Source organism: Micromonospora sp. NPDC005367, from assembly GCF_040606825.1.
GTDB lineage: Bacteria > Actinomycetota > Actinomycetes > Mycobacteriales > Micromonosporaceae > Micromonospora.
Genome location: NZ_JBEXFP010000002.1, coordinates 282,750 through 308,426, shown reverse-complemented (window position 1 = coordinate 308,426; position 25,677 = coordinate 282,750). Strand labels below are relative to the sequence as shown.

The 25,677-nt window shown below is 70.2% G+C and carries 19 protein-coding genes and 1 pseudogene; 12 read left to right on the top strand and 8 right to left on the bottom strand.

Features of this window, described 5'->3' with window-relative positions; all coding sequences use genetic code 11:
• Positions 1 to 119 (top strand): annotated as a pseudogene (locus tag ABZS42_RS02915) (IS5/IS1182 family transposase); the annotation flags it as partial.
• A gap of 19 nt (positions 120 to 138) precedes the next feature.
• Here ABZS42_RS02915 and ABZS42_RS02910 read toward each other — a convergent pair.
• Complete coding sequence (locus tag ABZS42_RS02910) at positions 139 to 675, bottom strand: hypothetical protein (RefSeq protein WP_355141884.1); 537 nt, start codon at positions 673 to 675, stop codon at positions 139 to 141.
• A gap of 269 nt (positions 676 to 944) precedes the next feature.
• Here ABZS42_RS02910 and ABZS42_RS02905 point away from each other — a divergent pair, with 269 nt between their 5' ends.
• Positions 945 to 2,150, top strand: coding sequence for a low temperature requirement protein A (locus ABZS42_RS02905; RefSeq protein ID WP_355141882.1), 1,206 nt, complete (start codon positions 945 to 947; stop codon positions 2,148 to 2,150).
• A 164-nt stretch (positions 2,151 to 2,314) separates the two neighbouring features.
• Here the strand turns inward: ABZS42_RS02905 and ABZS42_RS02900 are convergent, their stop codons facing one another.
• On the bottom strand, positions 2,315 to 2,896 hold the full coding sequence (locus ABZS42_RS02900; RefSeq protein ID WP_355141880.1) for a GNAT family protein: 582 nt from the start codon (positions 2,894 to 2,896) through the stop codon (positions 2,315 to 2,317).
• Complete coding sequence (locus ABZS42_RS02895) at positions 2,893 to 3,498, bottom strand: GntR family transcriptional regulator (protein ID WP_355141878.1); 606 nt, start codon at positions 3,496 to 3,498, stop codon at positions 2,893 to 2,895. Before ABZS42_RS02895 ends, ABZS42_RS02900 begins: the two co-directional genes overlap by 4 nt.
• Positions 3,499 to 3,625: 127 nt before the next feature.
• On the opposite strand from ABZS42_RS02895, the gene ABZS42_RS02890 reads away from it, so the two are divergent.
• Together ABZS42_RS02890 and ABZS42_RS02885 are read left to right on the top strand one after the other, a co-directional pair.
• The gene (locus ABZS42_RS02890; protein ID WP_355141876.1) at positions 3,626 to 3,793 is read left to right on the top strand and encodes a hypothetical protein; all 168 of its coding nucleotides are present in this window, start codon (positions 3,626 to 3,628) and stop codon (positions 3,791 to 3,793) included.
• 350 nt (positions 3,794 to 4,143) lie between these two features.
• Complete coding sequence (locus ABZS42_RS02885) at positions 4,144 to 4,950, top strand: HAD-IB family hydrolase (RefSeq protein WP_355141874.1); 807 nt, start codon at positions 4,144 to 4,146, stop codon at positions 4,948 to 4,950.
• Between the two features lie 58 nt (positions 4,951 to 5,008).
• Here the strand turns inward: ABZS42_RS02885 and ABZS42_RS02880 are convergent, their stop codons facing one another.
• Complete coding sequence (locus ABZS42_RS02880; protein ID WP_355141872.1) at positions 5,009 to 5,791, bottom strand: oxidoreductase; 783 nt, start codon at positions 5,789 to 5,791, stop codon at positions 5,009 to 5,011.
• A gap of 216 nt (positions 5,792 to 6,007) precedes the next feature.
• Between ABZS42_RS02880 and acs the strand changes: the two genes are divergently transcribed.
• The 5 genes from acs (at position 6,008) to ABZS42_RS02855 (ending at position 17,593) form a co-directional block, all read left to right on the top strand.
• Entirely contained in the window at positions 6,008 to 8,002 is a 1,995-nt protein-coding gene (gene acs, locus ABZS42_RS02875; protein WP_355141870.1) for an acetate--CoA ligase, read from the top strand.
• A 265-nt stretch (positions 8,003 to 8,267) separates the two neighbouring features.
• Positions 8,268 to 11,060 (top strand): immune inhibitor A domain-containing protein, encoded by a 2,793-nt coding sequence (locus tag ABZS42_RS02870; RefSeq protein WP_355141868.1) that lies wholly within the window; start codon positions 8,268 to 8,270, stop codon positions 11,058 to 11,060.
• 379 nt (positions 11,061 to 11,439) lie between these two features.
• On the top strand, positions 11,440 to 13,743 hold the full coding sequence (locus ABZS42_RS02865; RefSeq protein ID WP_355141866.1) for an immune inhibitor A domain-containing protein: 2,304 nt from the start codon (positions 11,440 to 11,442) through the stop codon (positions 13,741 to 13,743).
• A gap of 318 nt (positions 13,744 to 14,061) precedes the next feature.
• Complete coding sequence (locus ABZS42_RS02860; protein ID WP_355141926.1) at positions 14,062 to 16,458, top strand: immune inhibitor A domain-containing protein; 2,397 nt, start codon at positions 14,062 to 14,064, stop codon at positions 16,456 to 16,458.
• Between the two features lie 202 nt (positions 16,459 to 16,660).
• Complete coding sequence (locus tag ABZS42_RS02855; RefSeq protein ID WP_355141864.1) at positions 16,661 to 17,593, top strand: alpha/beta hydrolase; 933 nt, start codon at positions 16,661 to 16,663, stop codon at positions 17,591 to 17,593.
• A gap of 12 nt (positions 17,594 to 17,605) precedes the next feature.
• Here the strand turns inward: ABZS42_RS02855 and ABZS42_RS02850 are convergent, their stop codons facing one another.
• Positions 17,606 to 17,971, bottom strand: a complete 366-nt coding sequence (locus tag ABZS42_RS02850; RefSeq protein WP_355141862.1) for a hypothetical protein — start codon at positions 17,969 to 17,971, stop codon at positions 17,606 to 17,608.
• Entirely contained in the window at positions 17,968 to 20,853 is a 2,886-nt protein-coding gene (locus ABZS42_RS02845; RefSeq protein ID WP_355141860.1) for an SseB family protein, read from the bottom strand. The genes ABZS42_RS02850 and ABZS42_RS02845 overlap by 4 nt, the downstream gene beginning before the upstream one ends.
• A 153-nt stretch (positions 20,854 to 21,006) precedes the next feature.
• On the opposite strand from ABZS42_RS02845, the gene mycP reads away from it, so the two are divergent.
• The gene (mycP, locus tag ABZS42_RS02840; RefSeq protein ID WP_355141858.1) at positions 21,007 to 22,344 is read left to right on the top strand and encodes a type VII secretion-associated serine protease mycosin; all 1,338 of its coding nucleotides are present in this window, start codon (positions 21,007 to 21,009) and stop codon (positions 22,342 to 22,344) included.
• 97 nt (positions 22,345 to 22,441) lie between these two features.
• Here mycP and ABZS42_RS02835 read toward each other — a convergent pair whose 3' ends face one another.
• Together ABZS42_RS02835 and ABZS42_RS02830 are read right to left on the bottom strand one after the other, a co-directional pair.
• Entirely contained in the window at positions 22,442 to 22,735 is a 294-nt protein-coding gene (locus ABZS42_RS02835) for a WXG100 family type VII secretion target (protein ID WP_355141856.1), read from the bottom strand.
• A 32-nt stretch (positions 22,736 to 22,767) separates the two neighbouring features.
• The gene (locus tag ABZS42_RS02830; protein ID WP_355141854.1) at positions 22,768 to 23,088 is read right to left on the bottom strand and encodes a WXG100 family type VII secretion target; all 321 of its coding nucleotides are present in this window, start codon (positions 23,086 to 23,088) and stop codon (positions 22,768 to 22,770) included.
• A gap of 240 nt (positions 23,089 to 23,328) precedes the next feature.
• On the opposite strand from ABZS42_RS02830, the gene eccE reads away from it, so the two are divergent.
• Entirely contained in the window at positions 23,329 to 25,149 is a 1,821-nt protein-coding gene (gene eccE / locus ABZS42_RS02825; protein ID WP_355141852.1) for a type VII secretion protein EccE, read from the top strand.
• Positions 25,150 to 25,282: 133 nt separating this feature from the next.
• A complete protein-coding gene (locus ABZS42_RS02820) occupies positions 25,283 to 25,669 on the top strand; it encodes a phage holin family protein (RefSeq protein ID WP_355141850.1) in 387 nt (128 codons plus the stop codon).
• Positions 25,670 to 25,677 lie beyond the last annotated feature (8 nt).

The following is a 25,677-nucleotide window of genomic DNA, read 5'->3' as shown; positions in this document are numbered from 1 at the left end:
CCGTCGAGAACGGCATCGCCCGGCTCAAACGCCATCGCGGCGTCGCCACCCGCTACGACAAGTTGGCCGTCCGATTCCAGGCCGTCCTGACCATCATCATCATCTGCGAGTGGCTCTGACCGGCTTATGAAACACGCCTTAGTCGCGCGATCCATGATCGTTCCGCGTAGAGTCCGGATCTTGGTCGTCGCCCGATAACGGAGTCTCCCGCTCTTCCGCCTCGATGCTCCGCTGCACGGCCATGTATTCGGCCAGGTGCGGGTCGGCTTGGACTGCATCGCCGCGCACGTATCGCGCGACGGCCCGCTTGGCGGCACGGTGCTGCAGGTAATCCTGAGCGTCGACCCTGCCTCCGCCGTACCGCTGCAAACCCGCGATCACTTCTTCTGGCGCGACGGTGAAATCGTTTAGGGCGAGCAGGGAGTAGACCCGCCGTCCATCTCGTTTGCTGGCCAACCGTCCTCCGAGTTTCACCCCCGGGGCCAGGCGAATCTCCAAGTCCGGCGCCTCCCACGAGTCCCCTACCTTCATTACGGTCAGTGATTCCACCGACTCCCAAGGCAACCGGGTCGTGATGCCGCGCAGGCGAAGTGTCAGGCCATTGGCGTCGATTTTCATCAAAAACGGCCAAAGCAGCAGAAGCCACGCGACGAGAGAAACGGCGACCATGACCACGCTAACGACTTCGTAAAACGATGCCTTGCCGTGGTAAAAGTGATCAGGGTTGGCCCCGGCCCACCGTGCCGCCGCCGCCAACCAGACGAGCGCCCCAAACAGCCCCCCAACGAGGCAAGCCCTGCGCAGTTTTGTGGTGTTAGGTCGAAATGGGGTATCTGCGGGTATTTGCGAGCTGCGCCGAAGCCATCCGTGGCGGCCAGCGGCGGCTGCCGGGTTAAGTGTTGAATCCGGGATCTGGTCGGATGTTGGGCGAACAAGATGGGCCTATGAGGCACATCTTCCGAGCCGGGCCGCCGGTGCCGACCGAGCCAACCCATCGGACCACGCCGTTCGAGGTGTTCTTCGACCTGGTGTTCGTGTTCGCCTTCATCCAGGTGGCGACGTTCACGGCACAGACACCGACGCCACTCGGGCTGGCACATGGCCTTGTGCTCCTGCTACTGCTGTGGTGGCCGTTCACTAACTACGCTTGGTTGGCCAACCAGGTCCGCGCCGACGTGGGCCTGGTCCGCGCCGGAAACGCCGCTGTCATGGCCGCAATGTTCGTGGCCGCCCTGGTCCTGCCCGCAGCGTGGCGGGACGGCACCCAGTCACTGGCCGCGCCCATGACTCTGGCCCTCGTCTACATCGTTGTCCGGGTGGTGTATCTGGCTCTCGTCTGGCGCATATCGGCCGGTAACGCGCGGCTACGCGCCTCGCTGCGCTTCCGGGTCATCCCCGTCTCGGTGGGCCTGATTGCGCTGCTGTTCGGCGCGGTGTTCGGCGGCGCCGCGCAGACGCTGTTGTGGGCCGCGGCGTTCCTCATCGACTGCATCGGCGGCCTATTCATCGCGGTGTCTGCCGGACGCGCTCCGTTGCCCAGCCCCAGCCATTTCGCTGAGCGGCACGGCCTGATAGTGATCATTGCTCTGGGCGAGTCGCTGATCTCGGTGGGCGTCGGCGCCGGATCGGTGGTCACTCATTGGCCGGTCCTGGTCGCTGCGCTGCTCGCTTTGACCACGGCGCTGGCCCTGTGGTGGCTGTACTTCGAAAACGCCGCCGCGCCTGCCGGACAGGCCCTGGCGCGGCTCCCCGTCAAGGACCGGACTTGGACCGGCAGCATCGCCTACAGCTTGGCTCACTTCCTGCTCATCGCCGGAATCATCTACCTGGCCATCGGCATCGAGGTGGTCATTGCCCACATGGCTGACCACCCACTCCGGCGACCCGCTGGGACCCCGCTGGACTGGACCTCGACCGCAGCTCTGTTCGGCGGCCCCGCCCTCTACCTCATTGGTCGGGCCCTGTTCCTTCGACTCACCGTCCGACACACCCCACCCGCTCCGATCCTCGCGGTCGGCACCATCCTCGCGCTGCTGCCCGTCGCCCGACACCTTCCCGCCTTCGCTGCGCTCGCTCTAGTCGCCATCATCTTGATCGCCCTGGTCTGCTATGAACGGATCACTTGGCAGCCAGCCGCCGCGGCGAAATGACCACGTATCCAGGCCTGCCGAATCCTCGAAGACCGGCAATCTGGCCAAGCGTCGTTCTAGCCGGAATCGCCACGCATCATGTGGCGTTAACCTGTCGCGGATCAAATGGGGCCGGACATCGCCGGCAGCCGGCCGCCTCGGCGTTACCGCTTCGGTAGGAGAACTCAGTGAGCGGCGCTGAGGCGGTCCCGCACCTGAGGCCATTCCGAGTCGATCACGCTGTAGAAGACGCTGTCCCGGTACCTGCCGGCGCTTAGCAGCCGGTGGTTCCGCCAGACGCCTTCGCGGACTGCCCCTAGCTTGGCGATTGCCCGCTGCGATCGCTCGTTGCGGAGATCGGTTTTGATGGCGACTCGACCTGCGGAGTGTTCCTCGAACGCGTGGCGCATCAGCATGAACTTGGCTTCGGTGTTCGCTCCGGTGCCCCAATGGCTCGGGGTGATCCATGTCCAGCCGATCTCCACCGTGCGATCCTGTGGCCGGATATCGATGTAGCTGGTGCTACCGACGGCCCTGTTGGTGGCGAGGTCGACGATTGCGAAGGGAATCCGGCCACCGCGCTTCTGCTCGTCGAGGGCATCTCGAATCAGCGCCTCCACAGCTTGCGCCGTGCGAGGCGTTGGCTCGTCGAGGTAGGTCCAGATTTCGTCAAAGGCGGCAGCAGCAGCCAGGTCGTCCTTGTGCTCGTAGCCCAAGGGCTCCAGACGTACCAGGTTCCCTGTCAGCAGGATCGGCCGTAGGTTCACTGGGCGTCCACCTCGTAGAGCAGCACGTGCCTGTCGCCGGGCAGGATCACCTGGTACAGCTCGATTGGCCGGTCGTGCTGGTCGATGCTGGTCCGCAGGAGTCGGCCGACAGGAGTTGCTGGTCCGAGGTGCAACTTTGTGGCTTCCTCGACGCTGGGCATCCGCCACGTGATCTCGTCCTCGTAGCGAGTGGGGATGTGCCCCAGGTCTTCCAAGACCTGGTCGGTGCCCTCTGCCACATCCTCGGGGCTCATGATTCTGCTGCTCTGCACGATGTCGAGCGGGTAGTAGCTATCGCCCAGTTGTAGCGGTTGGTCGTCGGCGTACATGATCCGACGACGAACCGCGACTGGCGTGCCGGGCTCCACGCCGAGGTGTGCGGCTACCTCCGCCGTCGCTGGCAGGGTCTCCACACTGCTCACCTGATGCGGTGTCTTGCCCTGTGCCTCGATCTGCTGACTGAACGTGTCGCGTCGGCGATCCACGTCGAGGCGCTTCTTCCGAGACCCGGTGAGTGAGGCGTAGTAGCGCATCGGAGGGTCGGCGCGAACGAAGCTGCCGCGTCCCCGCTGGGAAATGATCAGACCCTCGTTGCGGAGCACGTCGAGGGCGAGCCGAACCGTGTTTCGGCTGGTGGCGTACTTCTCGGAGAGATCGCCTTCGGTGGGGGCACGTCTACGCCACCTGGCTGGTCACGGCGGAGTCCCGATCAACTTGGTGCAGCGGGTCATGGGTCACGAGCAGGCTCCTACGACGCTCAATCGTTACACGCACACCCCGGACGACTACGCCGCCCGCGTCCTGGCTGCCTTCGACGGCTCCGCTGCCTCTCTGCTGCCTCGGGGCGGGGAAACACCCTTGGCGGGCTCCCTCGACGAGGACGAGGAGGGGCTGTGACCTGGGCCGCAGTGCCCGATGCGCAAAGGGACGACCCCCGTCGGGGGGAGACGGGGGTCGTCGGGAGGTTCGGCTCCGGGGGGGTCGAGCCGAACCAACTCAGCGGTCACGGGGGGTGCAACCGCTGAGGGTCTGCCTACTGTCGGATATGAGCACTCGTCGTGCGGACAAGTCTGCCTGAGCGGACCTGTTACGTCGAGTGGTGTTCACTCCACTCCCTGCGAATTTGTTTTCGTAGAGTGTGATCGTGATCACTGTGCGCTGAGGTGAGGGCGTCCGGCCGCCGATCTGAAGATCATCGGACCCCGGGCACCCGCCGACCATAGACCATCGGGCTAGACTTTCGCGCCGTGGGCCGAGGTGCCGCTTTTTTCGATCTGGACAAGACCGTCATCGCCAAGTCGAGCGCCCTGGCGTTCGGCCGGCCGTTCTACCGGGACGGGTTGATCACACGTCGTGACGTGGTCAAGTCGGCGTACGCGCAGCTGATGTTCCGGCTGGGCGGCACCGACGAGCAGACCATGGCCCGCACGCGGGACTACCTGGCGACACTGTGCAAGGGCTGGCAGGTGGAGCAGGTCCGCCAAATCGTCGCAGAGACACTGCACGAGCTGATCAATCCGTACGTGTACGCCGAGGCCGCCGCGCTCATTGAGGAACACCAGGCGGCCGGTCGGGACGTGGTGCTGGTCTCCGCCTCCGGCGAGGAGATGGTCCGTCCGATCGGCGAACTGCTCGGGGTGACCGACGTGATCGCCACCCGGATGACGGTCGAGGACGGCCGGTACAGCGGCGAGGTCGAGTTCTACGCGGCCGGCCCGAGCAAGGTCGAGGCGGTGAGCCGGCTCGCCGAGGAGCGCGGCTACGACCTCGCCGACTCGTACGCCTACTCCGACTCGTACAGCGACCGCCCGCTGCTGGAGTGCGTCGGCCATCCCACCGTGGTGAACCCGGACCGGCAGCTGCGCAAGCTCGCCGCCGAGAACGCCTGGCCGGTGCTGGAGTTCCGCCACCCGATCCCGCTGGGCCGGCGGCTGCGCGAGCGGCCGGCCGTGCCGGTGGCCGCCGCCGCGGCCGCAGTCGGCGTCGGGGTGGCGATCGGCATCGCCTGGTACGGCCGTCACCGGCGCACCCGGACGACCTCCACCCCCGCCTGATCGCCTCGACCGGTTGCTGATCCCGCCGGCCCGGCGTCGAGGTCGGCGGTGAACCGGGTCAGGACGCGGCCAGCACCTCGTCGCCGATCCGGGTGAGTTCGTCCGCGCCCACCTCGACCGCGTTCATGTAGTGCCGCAGCCAGGAGCGCAGCCCGTCCGGGGTGCCGGTGGCGAAGGCCCCGGCCGCGCCGACGTACTCGGGCTCCCGCTCGTGGTGGCCGACGTCCACCGGGAGCAGGCCGCGCGGGTCGGTGCCGCTGGCCAGCAGCACCAGCCGGGCCGCGCCGCGGGCCACCACGCCGGACGGGCCGGCGAAGGGCCGCAGCGCCAGCAACTCGCCGTGCACCACGGCCGCGAGCACCAGCGGCGACACCCGGGTGCCGCCGGCCACGAGCGCGGCGAGGTTGTCCAGCCGGGCGCCGAGGCCGGCTGCGGCTGACGCGACGACGTCGACCTGGTGGACGCGCTCGGCGATCGGCCGCCCCAGCTCCGGCTCGGGTACGGCGTCCCGGGCGGCGAGCACGTGCAGCCTGGCGAGCGCCTGCCGGGGTGCCTTCGGCCAGAGCTCGATCAGCCCGGGCAGCGCCCCGGCGACCCGCAGCGCCCCCTGGAGCACCGGGTCGGTGACGGTGCCGGCCCGGACCGCCTCGCGGTCGTGTGCGTACCCCTCGAGCGCGGCGCTGGCCACCGCGGACCGAAGGCTCACCTCGGCGGCGACCTGTCCGCCGTGCCGGCGCAGCGCGCGATGCCCCAGCGCTTCGTCGAAGCGTTCCCGGGCCTGCTGCGCGGCGGCGGCGACGTCGGCGAGTTCGAGCAGCGGGGCGAGCGGGTCGGTGGTCATCCCGCCACGCTATCGACCGGTGCGGGGGCGACGCCGACCAACCACCGTGGCCGCTTCCGGCCGCGGCGGCGTCGTCGGGGCCCCTGCTTGCAGTTGAGCGCGTGGCGTGGGCCGTTGGGCGCGGGGGCGGGTGACCGGCGGTCGCCTCGGATGGCCGGCCGGACTAACCTCTCCCCCAGACGAGGCGCAGGTCACCCCGAGCGACGAGGAGCACGGATGAGCGAGGCATTGGCCAACTTGCTGAATGAGACGCGCCAGTTCCCGCCGCCGGCCGAACTCGCCGCGAACGCCAACGTGAAGGCCGACGCGTACGACGAGGCGGCGGCCGACCGGTTGGCTTTCTGGGAGCGGCAGGCCGGGCGGCTGGCCTGGTCGAAGCAGTGGGAGCAGACGCTCGACTGGTCGAACGCACCGTTCGCGAAGTGGTTCGTGGGCGGTCAGCTCAATGTGGCGTACAACTGCCTGGACCGGCACGTGGAGGCGGGCCTGGGCGACAAGGTGGCGATCCACTGGGAGGGCGAGCCCGGTGACACCCGCACCCTCACGTACGCCGATCTGCACAAACTCACCTGCCAGGCGGCGAACGCGCTGACCGACCTGGGTGTGACGGCCGGCGACCGGGTGGCGATCTACCTGCCGATGATTCCGGAGGCGGCGGTCGCGATGCTCGCCTGCGCCCGGGTCGGGGCCACGCACAGCGTGGTCTTCGGCGGCTTCTCCGCGGACGCGCTGACCAACCGGATCCAGGATGCCAGCGCCAAGGTGGTCATCACGGCCGACGGCGGCTACCGGCGGGGCAAGCCGTCGGCGCTCAAGCCGACCGTGGACGAGGCGGTGGCTAAGTGCCCGTCGGTGGAGCACGTGCTGGTGGTCCGCCGCACCGGTGGGGACGTCGGCTGGTCGGAGAAGGACCGCTGGTGGCACGAGACGGTGGAGACCGCCTCGCCGGAGCACGTGGCGCAGCCGTTCGACGCCGAGCACCCGCTGTTCATCCTCTACACCAGCGGCACCACGGCCCGGCCGAAGGGCATCCTGCACACCACCGGCGGCTACCTGACCCAGACGTCGTACACCACGCATGCGGTCTTCGACCTGAAGCCGGAGAGCGACGTCTACTGGTGCACCGCCGACATCGGCTGGGTCACCGGGCACTCGTACATCGTGTACGGACCGCTCTCGAACGGCGCCACCCAGGTGATGTACGAGGGCACCCCGGACACCCCGCACAAGGGCCGGTTCTGGGAGATCGTCGACAAGTACAAGGTGACGGTCCTCTACACCGCGCCGACGCTGATCCGCACCATGATGAAGTGGGGCGAGGACATCCCGGCCGGGTACGACCTCTCCTCGCTCCGGCTGCTCGGCAGCGTCGGTGAGCCGATCAACCCGGAGGCGTGGATCTGGTACCGGCAGCATGTCGGCCACGGTGAGCTGCCGGTGGTGGACACCTGGTGGCAGACCGAGACCGGAGCCATCATGATCTCCCCGCTTCCCGGGGTGACCGCGGCGAAGCCGGGCAGCGCCATGAGCCCGCTGCCGGGCGTCGCCGCCGACGTGGTGGACGACCAGGGCCGGTCGGTGCCCAACGGTGGTGGCGGCTACCTGGTGCTCACCGAGCCGTGGCCGTCGATGCTGCGCACCATCTGGGGCGACGACAGCCGATTCCTGGAGACGTACTGGTCGCGGTTCGGGGCCGGCGCGGGCGGTGGGTCGGGCGGCGACTGGGTGTACTTCGCCGGTGACGGCGCGAAGAAGGACGACGACGGGCACGTCTGGCTGCTCGGCCGGGTCGACGACGTGATGCTGGTGTCCGGGCACAACATCTCGACCACTGAGGTGGAGTCGGCGCTGGTCTCCCACCCGTCGGTGGCCGAGGCGGCGGTGGTCGGCGCCACCGATCCGACGACGGGGCAGGCGATCGTGGCGTTCGCGATCCCCCGGGGCAGCGTGCAGACGGGGGGCGAAGCGGGCGAGCAGCTCATCGCCGACCTGCGCAACCATGTGGCGAAGACGCTCGGCCCGATCGCCAAGCCGCGGCAGATCATGCTGGTGCCGGAGCTGCCGAAGACCCGCTCCGGCAAGATCATGCGCCGGCTGCTGCGGGACGTCGCGGAGCACCGGTCCCTGGGTGACGTCACCACGCTCCAGGACTCCTCGGTGATGGAGCTCATCGCCGCCGGTATGGGCGGCGGGAAGTCCGACGAGGACTGACGACCGACGTACCGGACGGAGGGCGGTGGCCGAGCGGCCGCCGCCCTCCGTCATTTCTTACGGAATACGGCACGACCTGATTCCGGCTGTCACATCGGTCGGTCGGGGGAACCGGAAAGAGCTGAATGGACACAGGGGGCTCGCACCCCTGTCGCTCGGGCGGTCTCGTGATTTACGTTCACGCCGGCCGCGTCGCTTCGATGGACGTCACATCGACGTGGCGCCGGCCGAGGTCCTGCCATCCCATGCCCGAGATCGGAGCGGCATGAACAAAAGACCCCAGTCCAGCGGGCGTCGACGGCTACTCGTCGCGCTGCCCGCCATCGCCCTCGCGGCCACGTCACTGACCGTGGCGAGCAGCGCGGCGGCCGAGACCACCTCGACGCCGCGGGCGGTGATCGGTTCCGACGAGTACTACATCAACTACGCCGAGCCGGAGGTGCAGCCGGACACAGCCGGCCGCGAGGTCAAGGGCAAGGACGGCGTGTACGCCCCGGCCCACGAGAAGACCCGTGAGTTCGACCGCAAGCACGCGCGGGGCAACCCGGTCACCGCGCGGGAGCTGGCCAAGGTCGAAGCCAAGTCGATCAAGACCGGCAAGAACCCGCGCCAGATCAAGCAGGCGCCGAGCACCCAGACGGCGAAGCTGCTGACGCTGCTGGTGGAGTTCAACGACCAGGCCAACGACGACTTCACCGACGTCATGGTGCCGCAGACGGTCTTCGAGGACCGCACCTGCATCCCCGGCACGGTGCAGAACGGGCCGAAGCACAACAACATCCCGGACCCGGCCACCCTGCCGTTCGAGGACAACAACTCGATGTGGGTGCCGGACTTCTCGCCCCAGCACTTCGACAAGATGCTGTACACCAAGAACGGCATCACTGAGCGGGTGCGCAAGGACCTGAAGGGTCCGGACGGCAAGCCCGGCATCGACCTGTCCGGCCGCACCATGCACAACATGTACCTGGAGATGTCGAAGGGCGCCTACACGGTGGACGGGCAGGCCAGCCCGTGGATCACCGTGCCGCACTCAGAGGCCTGGTACGCGGCGAACCGCTGCTTCCAGGACGAGAACGGCAACTGGGTCGCCGGGCGTGAGCAGTCGATGAACGGTCACCCGGACAACCCGGCCGGCGCCGGTCGGCTCGCCACCGACGCGATCTCCACGCTGGCGACGCAGGACCCGGACTTCCCGTGGGCCGACTACGACATCGAGGACCAGGCCGACCGGGACGGCGACGGCAACTTCTTCGAGCCGGACGGCGTGATCGACCACCTGGTGCTGGTGCACGCCGGCAAGGGCAAGTCCTCCGGTGGCGGCGCGCAGGGCGTCTACGCGGTCTGGGCACACTCCTCCTCGGTGCCGGGCGGCTACACCATCCCGGGCACCGACCTGAAGGTGTCGAACTACATCGTCCAGCCGGAGGACGCCGGGGTGGGCGTCTTCGCCCACGAGTTCGGCCACGACCTGGGTCTGCCGGACCTCTACGACACCTCCGGCAACGCCGACTCGGACGTGGACTTCTGGGACCTGATGGCCTCGGGTTCGCACTCCGGCGAGGTCTTCCAGGCGCTCCCCACCCACATGGGCATCTGGGACAAGTGGGTGCTCGGCTGGGCCGATCCGCTGACCGTCGCGCCCGGCTCCCGGCCGCGTACCGTCGAGCTCGGGCAGACCTCACGCACCCCGGTCGGCACCGAGGACGGCATCAAGATCGACCTGCCGGACAAGGTCATCACGCTGGCCGAGCCGCACAGCGGCGCGAACATGTGGCACAGCGGCAACGACCAGGACTGGGCCGACGTCCGGCTGACCCGTTCGGTCGCGGTTCCGGCGGCGGCCGACGCGAAGTTCTGGATGTGGAACAACTACGTCATCGAGACGGACTGGGACTACGGCTTCGTCGAGGTCTCGACCGACGGCGGGACCACCTGGACCGAGCAGAAGGTGTACGACGAGGCCGGCGACGTGGTCACCACCCCGGACAACTACCCGGACCCGAACGGCCGGATGAACGACTTCGGCGGCAAGAAGTACGGCCTGACCGGCAGCACCGAGGGCTGGCGGCACGACTACGTCGACCTGTCGTCGTACGCGGGCACGACCATCCAGCTGCGGCTGCGCCAGGCCACCGACGAGGCGTTCGAGGAGCGGGGCTGGTTCGCCGACGACTTCTCGGTCACCGGCGGCGGGGCCACCACGTGGAGCGACGACGTCGAGAGTGGCGCCAACGGCTGGACGCCCAGCGTCGACACCTGGGTCGACACCACGGGTGAGGGCTGGAACATCGACACCGGCACGATGGTCCAGGCGCACTACTACCTGGCCGAGTGGCGCAACTTCGACGGCTTCGACGAGGGCCTGAAGTACACCTACGACACGATCTACTCGCGCGACGCGTGGAAGGTCGACCGAATCTCGTACAACGCCCCGGGCATGCTGGTCTGGTACCGGGACACCGCGCTCGGCGACGTCAACCACGTGACCGGGCAGCTCACCTCGCTGCCCAGCTACGGCGCGAAGGGCGGGTTGCTCATCGTCGACTCGCACTTCGACCCGCTGCGGCGCAAGGGCGCGGCGGCCGTCAAGGACCCGTCGGTGACCGACAACCTGCCCAGCCGTCCGCAGTCGTCGAACGCGGCGTTCTCGCTGAAGCCGACGTACCCCTTCCAGGAGTGCCTGGAGGCCGCGGGTGAGCCGTACAGCGCGTACTGCACGAAGTTCGGGGCGCAGCCGCCGGTGAAGGAGTTCACCGACGCCAAGGGCTGGTACCCGGGCATCGAGATGCGCGACGGGGCGGCGTACGCCCGGGACAGCGACGCCTCGGTCGTCCTGCCGTCGCGGAACAACGCGCCGTACACCACCCGGGTCACCAACCCGGACGGGAAGCCGGCGCGGGAGTTCTACGGCATGACGCTGGGCGGTGGCGCGATCACGCTGGGCACCGGCAACCCCGGTGACCTGCGCGTCAACTACGGCGTCTCGATCAGGATCGAGAAGAGCGCGAAGGACAACACGAGTGCCCGGGTCCACGTGACTCCGGCCAAGCCGTAACCTGACCGTTCTCCTCGCGGCCCGTCCGGAGCTCGGCTCCGGGCGGGCCGCTTCGTTTCCGGCCCCGCTTGTTACGTCGCCCAACCATCGATGAAAGGCCGTGGTAACGCTTTCACGGGCATCGGCGCTTCCCATCGGGGCACCGCATAATCACCGCCGGGTCGAGCGCTCGTGATTAAAACGTAATGTTGAAAGTTGCTTCGGGCTACGGATGTATTGAGTGCGTTTGCCCCTGACAAATTAGAACAAGCTGGAAGATCGTCTCTCTCGGGAAGCTCGTGACACACCCTCGCTCCTCTGTAAGGGTGGTTGGCGCTATTCATGACAGCCCGCGTGCGAGCGCGGTTCGTCATGTAACAGATCCACAAAGGAGGCTCCTTTGAGGAGACGAGTCACAGCCGGCCTGGCGACTGCCGCGGCCGCGCTGCTGGCGGCGGGAGTCGTGGCTACGCCGGCCTCCGGCGCCCCCGCGGCGAGCCCGACCCCCTCATCCGACCGGACCGAGCACGGCCCGGACAACCTGCCCGATCCGAAGGCGGACCAGCAACGCGAGTTCCGGAAGCAGGCCATCGGCGACCTGCTCAGCGGCAAAGCCAAGCTGGAGACCCGGCACGGTTCGAAGGTCATCAAGATCAAGGACAAGTTCGTCGAGTACCAGCAGGCGCCGAAGGTCGACCCGATCTTCACCATGCTGGTCAACTTCGGCGACAAGGTCGACCCGCGGACCGGCGGCGCGGCCGGCCCGGTGGTGAACCAGATCCCGGAGCCCGACCGGAAGTACGACGGCGGCGCGACCGACGACAACAGCACCACGTGGTCGCCGAACTACGACCGCCAGCACTACCTCGACATGTTCTACGGTAGCGGCGAGTCGATGCGCGACTTCTACCTGGCGCAGTCCGGCGGCCGGTACACCGTCGGCGGCGACGTCACCGACTGGGTCACCGTGCCTTACAACGAGGCCCGGTACGGCAGCAACGTCATCCCCGAGTCGGACGGGTCCTGGAACTTCATCAAGGACACCGCCACCTCGTGGTACGACACCCAGGTCGCCGCCGGCAAGACGCCGGAGCAGATCAAGGACTACCTGGCCCAGTTCGACGTCTGGGACCGGTACGACTTCGACCAGGACGGCGACTTCAACGAGCCCGACGGGTACGTCGACCACTTCCAGGCCGTGCACGCCGGTATCGGTGAGGAGGCCGGCGGCGGCGCCGAGGGCGAGGACGCCATCTGGTCGCACCGGTGGGGCGCGTTCACCAACCTGGCCGGCAGCGCCGGTCCGGAGGGCAACAAGGCCGGTGGTGTGCAGATCGGCGACACCGGCATGTGGATCCGTGACTACACCACCGAGCCGGAGAACGGTGGCCTCGGTGTCTTCGCCCACGAGTACGGCCACGACCTCGGTCTGCCCGACCTCTACGACACCGTCGGCGGCGACAACGGGGTCGGCTTCTGGAGCCTCATGTCGTCCGGCTCGTGGCTGAGCCACGGCAAGCAGGACATCGGCTCGACCCCGGGTTACATGGACCCGTGGTCGAAGCTCTTCCTCGGCTGGCTGAACTACTCCACGGTCGAGTACGGCAAGGGCACCACCGAGGTCACCCTCGGCCCGGCCGGTGACAGCAACGGCCCGCGGGCCCAGGCCGTCGTCGTGAACCTGCCGCCGCAGGAGCAGACCACCCCCTACAACACGCCGTTCGGCGGGTCGTACGAGTGGTGGGGCGGCAGCGCCGACGACCTGAACACGACGCTGACCCGGCAGCTCGACCTGACCGGCGCCTCGTCCGCCTCGATCAACGCCAAGGCGTGGTACGAGATCGAGGAGGACTTCGACTACCTCTACGCCGAGGTGTCGACCGACGACGGCGCGAGCTGGACGCAGCTGGGCAACCCGCTGATCGAAGCCTCGGAAACCGGGGTCGACGGCTCGTCCAACGGGGACTGGGTGGACCTGAACTACGACCTGTCGGCGTACACCGGCAAGGTCGTCCAGTTCCGCTACCGCTACCAGAGCGACGGCGGCCTGCACCTCGCCGGCGCGTTCCTGGACGACATCTCGCTCGTCAAGGACGGCGCCGCCGCCTGGACCGACGACGCCGAGACGCTGGCCGCCGAGTGGACCGCCCGGGGCTTCACCCGGATGAGCGGCGAGGTGACCGCCGAGTACCCCCGCTTCTACATCGCCGAGAACCGGACCTACTTCGGTTACGACGAGACGCTGGAGACCGGTGGCTACAACTACGGCTACACCAACACCCGTCCCAACTGGGTCGAGCGGTACGCCAACCAGCCCGGCATGATGGTCTGGTACGTCAACTACGCCTACGGTGACAACAACACGTCGGAGCACCCCGGCTACGGCCTGGACCTGCCGGTCGACGTGCGGCCGGGCCCCATCACGGTCCCGGGTCAGGGCACCATCACCAACCGGCGCAACGGCTTCGACGCGGCCTTCAGCCTGAAGCAGAAGCCGGCGCAGACCTTCCACCTCAACGGGGTGCCGGTCACCCTGCCGAAGCTGAAGGCCAACCCGGTCTTCGACGACAGCGTGGCGGACCGTTACTGGTCGGCGCAGAACGAGCAGAACTCGGTGAAGGTGGCCGGAACGGGCACCCGCATCCAGATCGTGAAGCAGGGCAACAAGCCGACCGACAAGATGGTCGTGCGCGTTAGCAACTGATCCATCGATCATCTTCGGGGCCGGCGGCGGAAACGCCGCCGGCCCCTTTTTCGTACCTTCGATGAGGTTGATCGAAATGCGCCGCTGCCCACGTCCCGTGCCAGGTCCGACCTGCTCAGGTCCATTGATCGAACGGCAGGAGTATGACGGCCCAAGGCAGAGCCAACAAAACTTTGCAACAAATCGACGTGGCTGTCTTCCCACTCGACGCAGCAGTGTCTATGTTCACCAGTGGCCCCCCAGGGGCCGTCACAGCCGGCCCGCAACCCCGGGGGGCCGGCTCCCTCACATCGGAGGTACCACGTGCGCAAAGTCGCAGTGGGTCTGCTCGGGCTTTCGCTGACGGCGACGGGACTGGTTGCTGGCACCTCTGCCAGCGCGGCGCCGAAGCTGCCGACCGCCGCTCCGTCGGTGGCCGAACCCGCCCAGGTGGACCATGACCTGCCCAACCCGCTTGAGAACAAGCGGCGGGCGATGCGCCAGGAGGGTCTGAGCGACGTCCTCACTGGCCGGGCCAAGCCCCAGAAGATCAACGGCAGCACCGTCGTCAAGGTCGGCGAGACCGCGGCCGTCGGTGGCGCGGCGAACCGGTCCGCCAAGGCCACCAAGGCCGGCAAGGGCGCGACCAAGGACCAGTACGTCGAACTCGGCCGCGAGACGACGGACAAGATCTTCGTGATCCTCGCCGAGTTCGGCAACGAGCGGCACCCGAACTACCCGGACCAGGACACCGACCCGAACACGGCGGGCCCGGCCCGCTTCGACGGGCCGCTGCACAACGAGATCCCGCAGCCCAACCGGGCGGTGGACAACTCGACGGTCTGGCAGCCGGACTTCAGCGCCGACCACTTCCGGCAGATGTACTTCGGCACCAACCCCGGCGACGAGTCGCTGAAGCAGTACTACGAGGCGCAGTCCTCGGGCCGCTACAGCGTCGAGGGTGAGGTCACCGACTGGGTCAAGGTGCCGTACAACGAGGCCCGCTACGGCCGCTCCGGCGGCTACCCCTGCGCCTCGAACGTCTGCAACAACACCTGGAACCTGGTCGCCGACGCCGCCAACCAGTGGGTCGCCGACCAGAAGGCCGCGGGCAAGACCGACGCGGAGATCGCCGCTGACGTCCAGTCCATGGACCAGTGGGACCGGTACGACCACGACGGCGACGGCAACTTCAACGAGCCGGACGGCTACATCGACCACTTCCAGATCGTCCACTCCGGCGGTGACGAGGCCGACGGTGACCCGCACCAGGGCGAGGACGCCATCTGGAGCCACCGCTGGTACGCCTTCGCGTCCGACCAGGGCCGCACCGGTCCGCCGAGCTTCCCGGCCGGTGGCGCCCAGATCGGCAACACGGGCATCTGGATCGGTGACTACACCATCCAGCCGGAGAACGGTGGCCGGAGCGTCTTCTACCACGAGTACGGCCACGACCTCGGTCTGCCGGACGACTACAACAGCATCAACGGCGGCGACAACAACAACGAGCACTGGACCCTGATGGCCCAGAGCCGGCTCGGCGCCAAGAACGACGAGGGCATCGGCGACCGCGGTGGCGACCTGGGCGCCTGGAACAAGCTCCAGCTCGGCTGGCTCGACTACGAGGTGGTCGTGGCCGGACAGAAGCGGACCCTCGAACTGGGCCCGCAGGAGTACAACTCCGACAAGGCGCAGGGTGCCGTGGTGGTCCTCCCGCAGCGGGAGTACACCTTCGATCACGGCGCGCCGTTCGCCGGTGCCAAGCAGTTCTTCTCGGGCAACCGGGACGACCTGAACAGCACGATGACCCGGACGCTGGACCTCACCGGCAAGACCAGTGCCGCGTTCAGCATGAAGGGTCGCTACAGCATCGAGGCGGACTTCGACTACCTCTTCTTCGAGGCGTCGACCGACGGCCAGTCCTGGACGCCGCTGCCGGGCACCGCCAACGGTACGCCGCTGAAGGAGATCTCGACCGGACGGTACGCCCTGGACGGCTCCAGCAACGGGCAGTGGGTGGACATCAACATCCCGCTGGACGCCTACGCCGGTCAGAACGTGCAGTTCCGGCTGCGCTACCAGACCGACGGCGGTGTGTCCGAGGGCGGCTTCTACGGTGACGCCATCACCGTGACCGCCGACGGGCAGACGCTGCTCAGCGAGGGTGCCGAGGCCGGTGCCACCGGCTGGACGCTCGCCGGGGGCTTCGAGATCGCCGAGGCGTCGTACACCCGCCTGTTCGACAACTTCTACGTCGCCGGCAACCGGTCGTACGTCTCGTACGACAAGTACCTGAAGACCGGCCCGTACTTCTTCGGGTACACCGACACCCGGCCGGACTGGGTGGACCACTACGCCTACCAGGAGGGTCTGCTGATCTCGTACTGGAACACCCGGTACGAGGACAACGACACCCTGGAGCACCCGGGCGAGGGTCGGAACATGATCATCGACGCTCACCCGCGGCCGATCTACAACCTGACCGGCGAGGCGTGGCGGGCCCGGGTCCAGGTGTACGACGCGACGTTCAGCCTGAAGAAGGCGGACTCGTTCACGCTGCACCTGAACAGCCAGCCCCAGTACATCCGCGGCCAGGCCCCGGAGCCGGTGTTCGACGACACCAAGAAGTACTTCTACGAGGAGCTGCCGAACCACGGTGTCAAGCTCCCCGCCACCGGTGTCAAGATCAAGGTGCTCGAGCAGGACGGCACCTCGATGAAGATCCGGATCTCCTGATCCGCTGATCCCCGCACCACCACGCGATGCCCGGGCAGGTCACCTGCCCGGGCATCGCCCTTTCCCGGCCGGTGACGCGAAGCCGACGATCGGCCGGCGCGACACCGTCCGCGCCCACCTGTCGGCGGCGCACACCTGCCTCGAGGGTGCCGGCGGCCGGGCGCGGGGGCAGCACCCCGCCTCGGGCACCTAGGCTGGGCTCATGACCGACCAGTACGGCGGGCCCGTCGACGAGTCCTGCGTCCTCACCGAGGGTCCCTGGACACATCGATTCGTCGGCGCGAACGGCAGCCGGTTCCACGCGGTCGAGGCGGGCACCGGGCCGATGGTGCTCTTCCTGCACGGCTTTCCCGAACACTGGTGGGCCTGGCACGAGATGCTCCCGGCCGTCGCCGACGCCGGGTTCCGGGCGGTCGCCGTGGACCTGCGCGGCTACGGCGCCAGCGACAAACCGCCCCGGGGGTACGACGGCTACACGCTCGCCGCCGACACCGCAGGGCTGATCCGGGCCCTGGGTGAGCGTTCCGCCACCCTGGTCGGCACCGGTGCGGGGGGCATGGTCGCCTGGACCGCCGCCTCGTTCCACCCGGCACTGGTACGCCGGCTCGTGGTGCTCGGCGCGCCACACCCGCTGCGACTGCGCGCCGCCATCTTCGCCGATCCACGCGGGCAGTTCGCCGCCTCCACACCGGCCCTGAAGTTCCAGCTACCCCGCTACGAGCATGTGCTGACCCGCGACGGCGGGGCGCTCGTCGAGGAGCTGCTGCGCCGGTGGGGCGGGCCGGAGTGGGTGGCCGGCCCCGCCTTCGCCGCGTACGCCGAGCGCTGCCGGGAGGCGATGCAAATCCCGCAGGCCGCGTTCTGCGCCATGGAAGGCTACCGATGGGCCTTCCGCTCGGTGCTGCGGCTGCACGGCTACCGCTTCGTCAAGCTGATGCAGCGGCCGCTGGTCACCCCGACCCTGCAACTGCACGGCGCTGCCGACGTCGCCGCGCTGCCGCGCACCGCCCAGGGTTCGGGCCGCTACGTGGTCGCCCCGTACGAGTGGCGGCTCCTCGACGGGGTGGGGCACTTCCCGCACCTGGAGGCGCCGGACGTGGTGCTCGGCGAGATCCTGCGCTGGACGAAGTCCTGACGCGACCGGCGGTCAGATTCGCTGCTCGCGCAGGTCGGTCACCTCGGCGGCGGGCGCCCAGCCCTGGTAGACGCCGAACTCGAAGACCTCCAGCCGCATCGCCTGGGCCACCGGCCACCGCCCACCGGTGTACTCGACCCGCAGCCAGCCGTCATGCTCGCCGAGCACGATGAACGGCTGCCCCTGCCACCGGCAGGTGGTACGCACGTACGCCAGGTCCTCGACCTCGGTCGCCGCGAGCACCCGCACGTACCGGCCGGGCCGGACCTCCTCGAAACCCTCGCCCGCCTCCGGCTGGTAGAGGCGCACGTCGTCGCCGTCCGGGCTGGCCTGGTATTCGCGGCCCCGCCAGCGGGCCACGTAGCCGTCCCTGCTCACGCCGCATCCACCTCCCGCCAGCGCAGCGCGTCGCTGTCCAGGATCGCGACGACCCGTTCGGTGCCGTCCGAACCGACCCGCCAGAGCTGAGCGCCGTGCGGCAGCCGGGCGCTGTCCACCTTGAACTCCGCCACCACATCACTGCTCTCACCGGGCGCGAACCCGTTGCCGCGGAACGGCGGCCGCTCGATGACCCAGCCCTCCATGGCACGCATGGCCGCCTCGTTCTGACCGCCGTACGGAATCCGGTAGAGGCTGGGGCGGTACGCCGGCCAGCGCAGCACGTAGACCTCCTCGGCGTCGCGGGAGAACGGCGACTCGGCGTAGTTGAGGCCGAGGGCGTCGTACAGCTGCGCGGGGGTGTTCAGGTGGGCCAGTTCGTTGGCCCGGTGCACGAAACCGGACACCCGGTCGTAGCCACGCTCCAGGTAGTAGGCGACCTGGCTGGGTGCGACCGCCTTCTGCATCATGACCGGCCGGGACGGGTCGACCGGCTTCGGCGTCGTACGTGGTGCGGTGGCCGGCTCGGCCGCGGCGGCGGGCTCCTCCGCCTCCACATCGTCGCCGAGGCCGACCTCGGCGGCCCAGTTGGCCAACGCGACGATCTGCTCACCGGGCAGCTTCGCGCCGACCGGTGTGCCCGGGTTGACCGCGAACGACCACGCCTCGTCCGGCCAGCGCCGGATCAGCTGGACGAACTTGAACTGGGCGGTCTCCACGTCGTCGCCGACGCGCTCGGCCAGCCGCTCCGGCGAGGTGTACACCACGACGAAGGTCTCCGCGTCCAGCTCCTCCGTACGCCATACGAAGCCGGGTTCACCGGGCCGGCTACCGGGTGCCGAATCGGCCGCCACCGGCAGGAGCACCCGCGCGAGCAGCAGGGTGGAGAGGAAGGTGTCGGTGCTGCCGGCCCCGGCCGCGCCGAGCAGCTCCTCCTCGACCGCGTTGGCCGGCTGGAACTCGACCGTCGGATCGTCGGCGCGCGTCGTCGGGGCGTCGGCGTCCACCTCGGACGGCCCGACGAACGCGGTGGTGGGTTCGTCATCCGGTGCCGAGGCGCCGGCCGTGGCATGTTCCCCGCCCGTCGTGGGCGCGGTGTCGTCGGTGGCCGCCGGAGGTGCCGCACCGGCGGCGGCCAACCGGTCCGAACGTGGCGTCCACAGGTCCACGGGAGCGTCGTCGACGCGCCGGGCCGGGACCGAGGAGCCGGCGCCGCGCAGGTCGAGCGTCGGGTCGGCCGCGGAGTCGACCGGCACGTCGCCGGGCCGCGGGACGCCGGTCATCTTCGGGTGCATCCAGGCACTGCCCGAGCGGGAAGTCCACGGGTCGTCACCCGTCCCCGCACCGGCTGAGATCTGGTTCGGCTCGGCCCGCTGCGCGTCCTGCCGCACGCCACCGGGACGGAACGGCGACCAGAGGTCCTCGCCGCCGTCGGCGCCCGTCCGCGGCCCCCGCGAGCCGGCGCGGTTCGGGGCGGTGGTGCCCTGATCCGCCCGTCCGGTGGCCGGAACGCCGGTCGGATCCACCGGACCGGTCGAGCGCCTCCCCGGCGGGTCGAGGTCCCGCGATTCGATTATGGTGCCCTCGATGACGATGGGCGTGAATTCCCGGCGGGGTGCCGGTGGGCCGGAAACCGGCTCCGCCATGGACGGTGGCAGTTCCTCCACGGGCTCCGTACCGCGAGGCTCGGAATGGGGGCGCGGCGGCAGCGGCTGAGTCCGTTCGCCACCGGGGTCGGCGCTCGGCCGGCCGGCCGAGGCCGGCGGCCGGATCGGTGGGCCGAACACACCGAAGGCCCGGGTGGGTTCCTCCGCCTGCGGATTCGGCCGGCGGGGCGGCAGGGGCTGCGTCGCCTCCGTCCCGGTGGCCGGGGCTCCGGCCGTCCAGTCCGTGTCCTTCGACGGGCGCGGCGGCGGGGTCGTTTCCCGGGCGGCGGCGAAGAATGCCTGGGTCGCCTCCGCGTCCCCCGGCCCGTCGATCGGGCCGCGCCGGGGGAACGGCTGGTCACTACGGCCGAAACGGGAGGGTGGCGCTGCCCGGTCTCCGGGTCGGAGGGGTTCGCGGGACGCCGCCCCACGCCCCGATGTCGGCTCGAAGAAGGACCGACGCGGCGCTTCGGCGCCGTCACCCGAGGCGGCCCGCCCGTTGCCCGCCGCCGTCTCGGCGGTCCCGGGACGCGCCGACGGAGTCCGGCTCGGCCGGTCGGCGGCGAACGGAGTGAACGGCGCGGCCCGTCCGCCCGCGCCCTGCTCCGCACCCCTCGAACGGGCCGGGTCGGTGTCCGCGCCCGGCGTCGACTCGGCCGACCGTCGCGGCAGCGCCACGGAGGCCGGCGGCACCCGCCCGACCGTCCCGGCGTTTTCGGCGCCCACCGCCGGCCCGGCCGAGGTGCCGGCCGCCGGTGCCGCCGAGGCGTCCCGACCGGCGTCGGTGGAACGGGCGCGGGCCAGCGACTCGGCCCGTTCGAGCCGCGCCCGGGCGCCGAGGGTACGGCCGGGCAGCCGTACCTCGCCGCGGGAGAGCTGGGCGACGTACCACGCGGGCAGGTATCCCTCGACGGGCAGACCGGGGTTGATGGCCAGCCACCATTCGGGGTTGGGCCATCCGGCGGCGAGGTCCGCGAACGCGGTGCGGCGGCTGGCGCCCGCGTTGTCGCCGAGGCACGAACGCAGGGCGGTGGCGGAGGTGAACGCGAGGACGTGCGTGCGGCCGCCGCTGGTCCAGGTGCCCCACCCCGGCTGCGTCTGGCCGGCCGTCGCCTGTGTCGTCGGAAGGAGGAGATCGGTCCGGGCCAGGATCCGGAAGTAACGCTCCTGGTCGTTGGCGCGTAACGCGTCCCGCAACGCTGCTTCGGCCTCCGTGGCCGGTTCCCATTCGGTCACGGCCACCTCTCCTCCCGAGAACAGGCCATAGGCATCGCCTACAACCTACAAGGTGGTAACAAGATCACAATGCCAGCCCGCCGGTGGTGCGCCGCGATGCCACCGAGGCGATAACATCCCGTACCGGAGCCGACACGATGCGGAGGCGACCCGATGTCCCGGTCGATGGGGCGCCCGGCCATGGCGGCGCTGGCCGCCGCGCTGCTGGCCGGTGTTCCGGCCGTCGCCACCGCCCGGCCGGCCGCCGCGTCGAGCCCGGTCCGGCCCGTCGGAGTCGCCGATCCGATCGCCGGGATGCCGGGTCCGGCGGCGGCGCAACCAGCTCGGCTTCGCCACTCGGCCCGAACTGTACTGCCTCCACCCGCGACGGAGGGCCGCCGAGCCGCGCCGCGTTGCGCCACACCGCTGGCTCCCGTCGGGACGGTCACCGCCACACCCTGGCCGCAGCAGCGGTACGTCCCCGACCGGCTTGCCCCGCTCGCCACCGGGGCGGGAGTGACGGTGGCGGTCATCGACTCCGGCGTGGATCGGGAGCACCACCAGCTCACCGGCCGGGTGCTCGACGGCACCGACCTGCTCGACGGCGGCGACGGCACCCGTGACTGCGCCGGCCACGGCACCGGCGTGGCCAGCCTCATCGCCGCCGCACCCCGTCCCGGCGTGGCGTTCCGCGGCCTGGCACCGGACGCCCGGATCCTCCCGGTGCGGGTCAGCGAGCAGCAGGTGGTGCAGGGGCGGGAATCGGGGCGTACGGTCGGCGCCACCGAATTCGCCCAGGCGATCCGGTGGGCGGTGGACCACGGCGCGGACGTGCTGAACCTTTCGGTGGTGCTCTACACGGACGATCCGGCGGTACGTTCCGCGATCGACTACGCGCTGAGACGTGACGTGGTCGTGGTCGCCGCCGCCGGAAACCTGCACGAGGCCGGCGATCCCCCGCCCTACCCAGCCGCGTACGACGGCGTGCTCGGGGTTGGTGCGATCGGAGCGGACGGCTCACGGGCGCCGTTCTCCCAGACCGGGCCGTACGTCGACCTGGTCGCCCCCGGCAGCGACGTGCTGACGGCCGCCCCCGGTCGGGGCCACCAGCGGGCTGAGGGCACCAGTTACGCGGCCCCGTTCGTCGCCGCGACCGCGGCACTGCTGCGCGAGTACCAGCCCCGGCTGAGCGCCGCGCAGGTGGCCGAGCGGATCGTCGCCAGCGCCGACCCTGCGCCGGACGGCGGGTACGGGGCCGGAGTGCTCAACCCGTACCGGGCCGTCACCGAGACCACCGCGGGGCCGGTGGGTGAACCTCGGCCGGTGGCCGCCCCGGCCGACGACCGGGCCGATCCGGCACGACAGGCGCAGCAGGCCCGGCGGGAGGCCGCGCGGGACCGAGCCCTGACGGTGGCGGCGGCCCTCGGCGTGGCGGCCGCCGTCGTCGCTCTGCTCGCGTACCTGCTGCCGCGCGGCGCTCGCCGCCGCTGGCGCTCGGCCGACCACGCCTGACCGAACGGTGGTGCGGGCCCGGAACCGGGCCGGCACCACCGGCGATGCGGTGAACCGTAACGCCGGAAAGGCCCTGGGGCACCTCCCGGCGCCGGGGTCACTGGAACAGGCCGACGTTTTTCTTCTCGGTGTCCAGATAGTCGGTGGCGGAGTCGTCCACCGCGAGTTTGATGTCGCGCAGCATGGCCTGGAGGTCCTGCGAGGCGGAACGCCAACGGGCCTGCCGCTGCTCGTACGCCTGTTGGGCCTCGCCGGTCCAGCCGGACACCAATGGAGCCGCGTCGCGCTCGAGCTGGCCGAGCTGCGAGTCGAGCGTGTTCAACGCCTTCTGGATGTCCGCGCTTGCCTGTTGCAGCGCGGCGAAGTTGACGACGAGTACGCCGTTGTCCATCTGCGAAATCCCTCCCCCTGGATCGGAATCTGTCAGAGCGGCAGCTGGATGCCGCCGCGGTTGGTGCCGGCAACACGGCCGGCGGCCTCGGTGTCCGAGACGTCGTACTGCTGCCCGGCCGTACGGATCGCGCCGGCCGTCTCCCGCAGGGCCCGCTGCAACGCGGCCTGATCCTGCGCCCACTGCTGCTTCACCTGCTCGAACGACCGTCCACCGGCACCTCGCCAGGCCTGCTGCAACACGTCGAGCTCGGCCAGCAGGCTGCTGAGCATCGACTGCAGGGACTGGTCCACCTGCTCGAACCTGGCCGCGGTCTGCTGCATCACCGCGGCTTCCGCCTGGGTCTGGGACACTTTCGGACCTCACCTCGTCTCATGGGCCTCGGCCGGCCGTGGATGCGCGCGCAAGCGCACCTCTCGCACCCGGGAAAGTCGCGGACGGCAGGCACGGGGTCAGCGGAATTCGTGGCTGACGGTAGTCGTACGGTAGCTCTTCTGCTACCCCGCTCCGCTCCCCTGTGGACAACGCACGCCGATCAGTTCGCTTACCATGTGCGGCATCGAGGTAGCGGCGAGTGATCGGCGGGAGGGGCGGTGACGACGACCAGCACCGCCGAACGGCGTCACTCGCGCCGACGGGTTGCCGCCCGCCCGCCCGCAGCCGCACCCGCGCAGTCGTCGGCGCGGTTCCGCGAGTCGCCGGGCGTCCGGGCCGGTCAGGTCGTCGCCGCGCAGGTGGCGATGGCACTGCTCCTCGCCGCCATGGGCCGCGGCACCGGCCCGGTGACGGGTGCGCTGCTGGCCGCCGCGGTGCTGCTGCCACTGGCCTGGCTGCGGATCCGGGGCCGGTGGCTCTACGAGTGGGCGGGCACGGGCCTCGGTCACCTCACCCGCCGCAGGGAACTGCCGGCTCGGGCAGGCCCGGCGGAGCTGCTCGACCTCGTGGACCCGGGTGCCGTCGTCCGCCCCGCCGACCTGCTCGGCGGGCCGGCCGCCGCACTGGACGACTCGGCCGGCCTGGTGGCGCTGCTGGAGGTCGGCGATCCGGACGAGCTGCTCGGAGCCGGACCCCGCAGGCTACCCGCGCCTTCCGCACTGCTGCCACCGCCCACGTCGGACGGACCGCCGATCCGGATCCAACTGGTGCTCGCGGCGACCCCGGCACCGGCGGTGGACGGCGCGGCGGGCACGTCGTACCGGCAGCTGACCGACGGGCGGCTCTCCGGACGCGAGCGGGCGATCGTGGCCGTACGGGTGCTGCGGGTCGACGGGCGGTCGGCGGAGGAACTGCGGGCCGCCCTCGCCGGCGCGGTACGGCGGATCGTCCGGCGACTGCGGCCACTGGACGTACGTGCGCTCGGCGTGACCCCGGCGCTGCGGATGCTCGCCGACCTCGCCCATCTCGACGACACACCGGTGCGCGAACAGTGGACGGCGGTGCACGCGGGCGGGCTGCGCCAGGCCACCTTCCGCCTGGACCGGTGGCCGGATCCGGACGGCGACGCCGGTCGACGGTTGGTGACCCGGCTGCTCGCCCTGCCGGCCGCCGCCACGACGGTCGCGCTCTGCGCCGGCCCAGGCGGTGGCGCCGACGCGGCGAACGCGATGACGGTCCGCCTCGCGGCGGGTACGCCCGGAGCGTTGTCGCTCGCCGCGCAGGCCCTGCACCGGCTCTTGACCGACCTGGGCGGGCAGGTCCACCGGTTGGACGGCGCGCACGCCCGCGGGCTGGCCGGCACGCTGCCGTTGGCGCTGGCCGAGCCGCCCTCCCGATCCGCGCCGGCATCGGATCTGCCGGAACTGACCCTCGGCGACGCGGGGCTGATGCTCGGCACCAACCGGCAGGGGCGGGCGCTGACCGTCCGGCTCTTCCGGCCGGAGAGCACCCGGGTACTGCTGGTCGGCGGCGTCCGGGCGGCTCAGCTCGTGGTGCTGCGCGCGCTGGCGCTCGGCGCGCAGGCGGTGGTGCAGACCGCCCGCCCGCGCGAGTGGGAACCATTCGTCCGCGGCGTCGGCGCCCCCGGCGGGACGGTACCGCTGCTACCGCCCGGCCGGTCGCTCCCCGCCGGCGCGGGCACCCCGCTCCGCCCGCTGCTGCTGGTGACCGACGGCGGTCCGGTGCCGGCCGATCCGCAGCCCGGCCCACCGTGGCGGTCCACCCTGGTCGTACGCGGGGAGCTGACCCCTTCGGACGTGGACACGATCAACGACGCCGACCTGGTGGTGCTGCAACCCCTCGACACCGACGAGGCCGCCCTGGCCGGTGCGACGCTGGGGCTCGGCGATTCCGCGCAGTCACTGACCCGGATGCGCGACGACATGGTGGCCGTCATCAACCGGCGTGCGTTGCGCTGGGCACAGGTTTCGATCACTCCCATCGAGGCGCGCCTCGTCGGCCGTCCCTCGCGGCGCTGAGGTGGGCCGGCGACCGGGTCGCCGGGACCACCGCCGAGGTACGGCCGGAACGGGTCGGTAGACCGGCACGGGCACGGGTCGGTGGACCGGCACGGGTTCCCGCCGCTGGTCGACGCGTGGCACCATCGCCGCCATGGATTTTCTGAAGGGGCTGCTGATCCGGCTGGTCACCACGGCGTTCGCCTTCTGGCTGGCCACCCTGTTCATTCCCGGCATCGCACTCGACTCGGATTCGGCCGTCAACACGGTCACCACACTGATCCTGGTGGCGGCGATCTTCGGCGTCGTCAACGCGGTGCTCCAGCCGATCATCAAGACCGTCGGCTGCGGCTTCTACCTGCTGACCCTCGGGCTGATCGCGCTCGTGGTCAACGGCCTGCTCTTCCTGCTCACCAGCTGGATCGCAGGTGAGGCGGGGCTGCCGTTCCACGTCGACGGATTCTGGCCCTCGGCGGTGCTGGGTGCTCTCCTCGTCGGCATCGTGACCTGGGTGCTGGGCGCCATCCTCGACCGAGACTGACCCACATC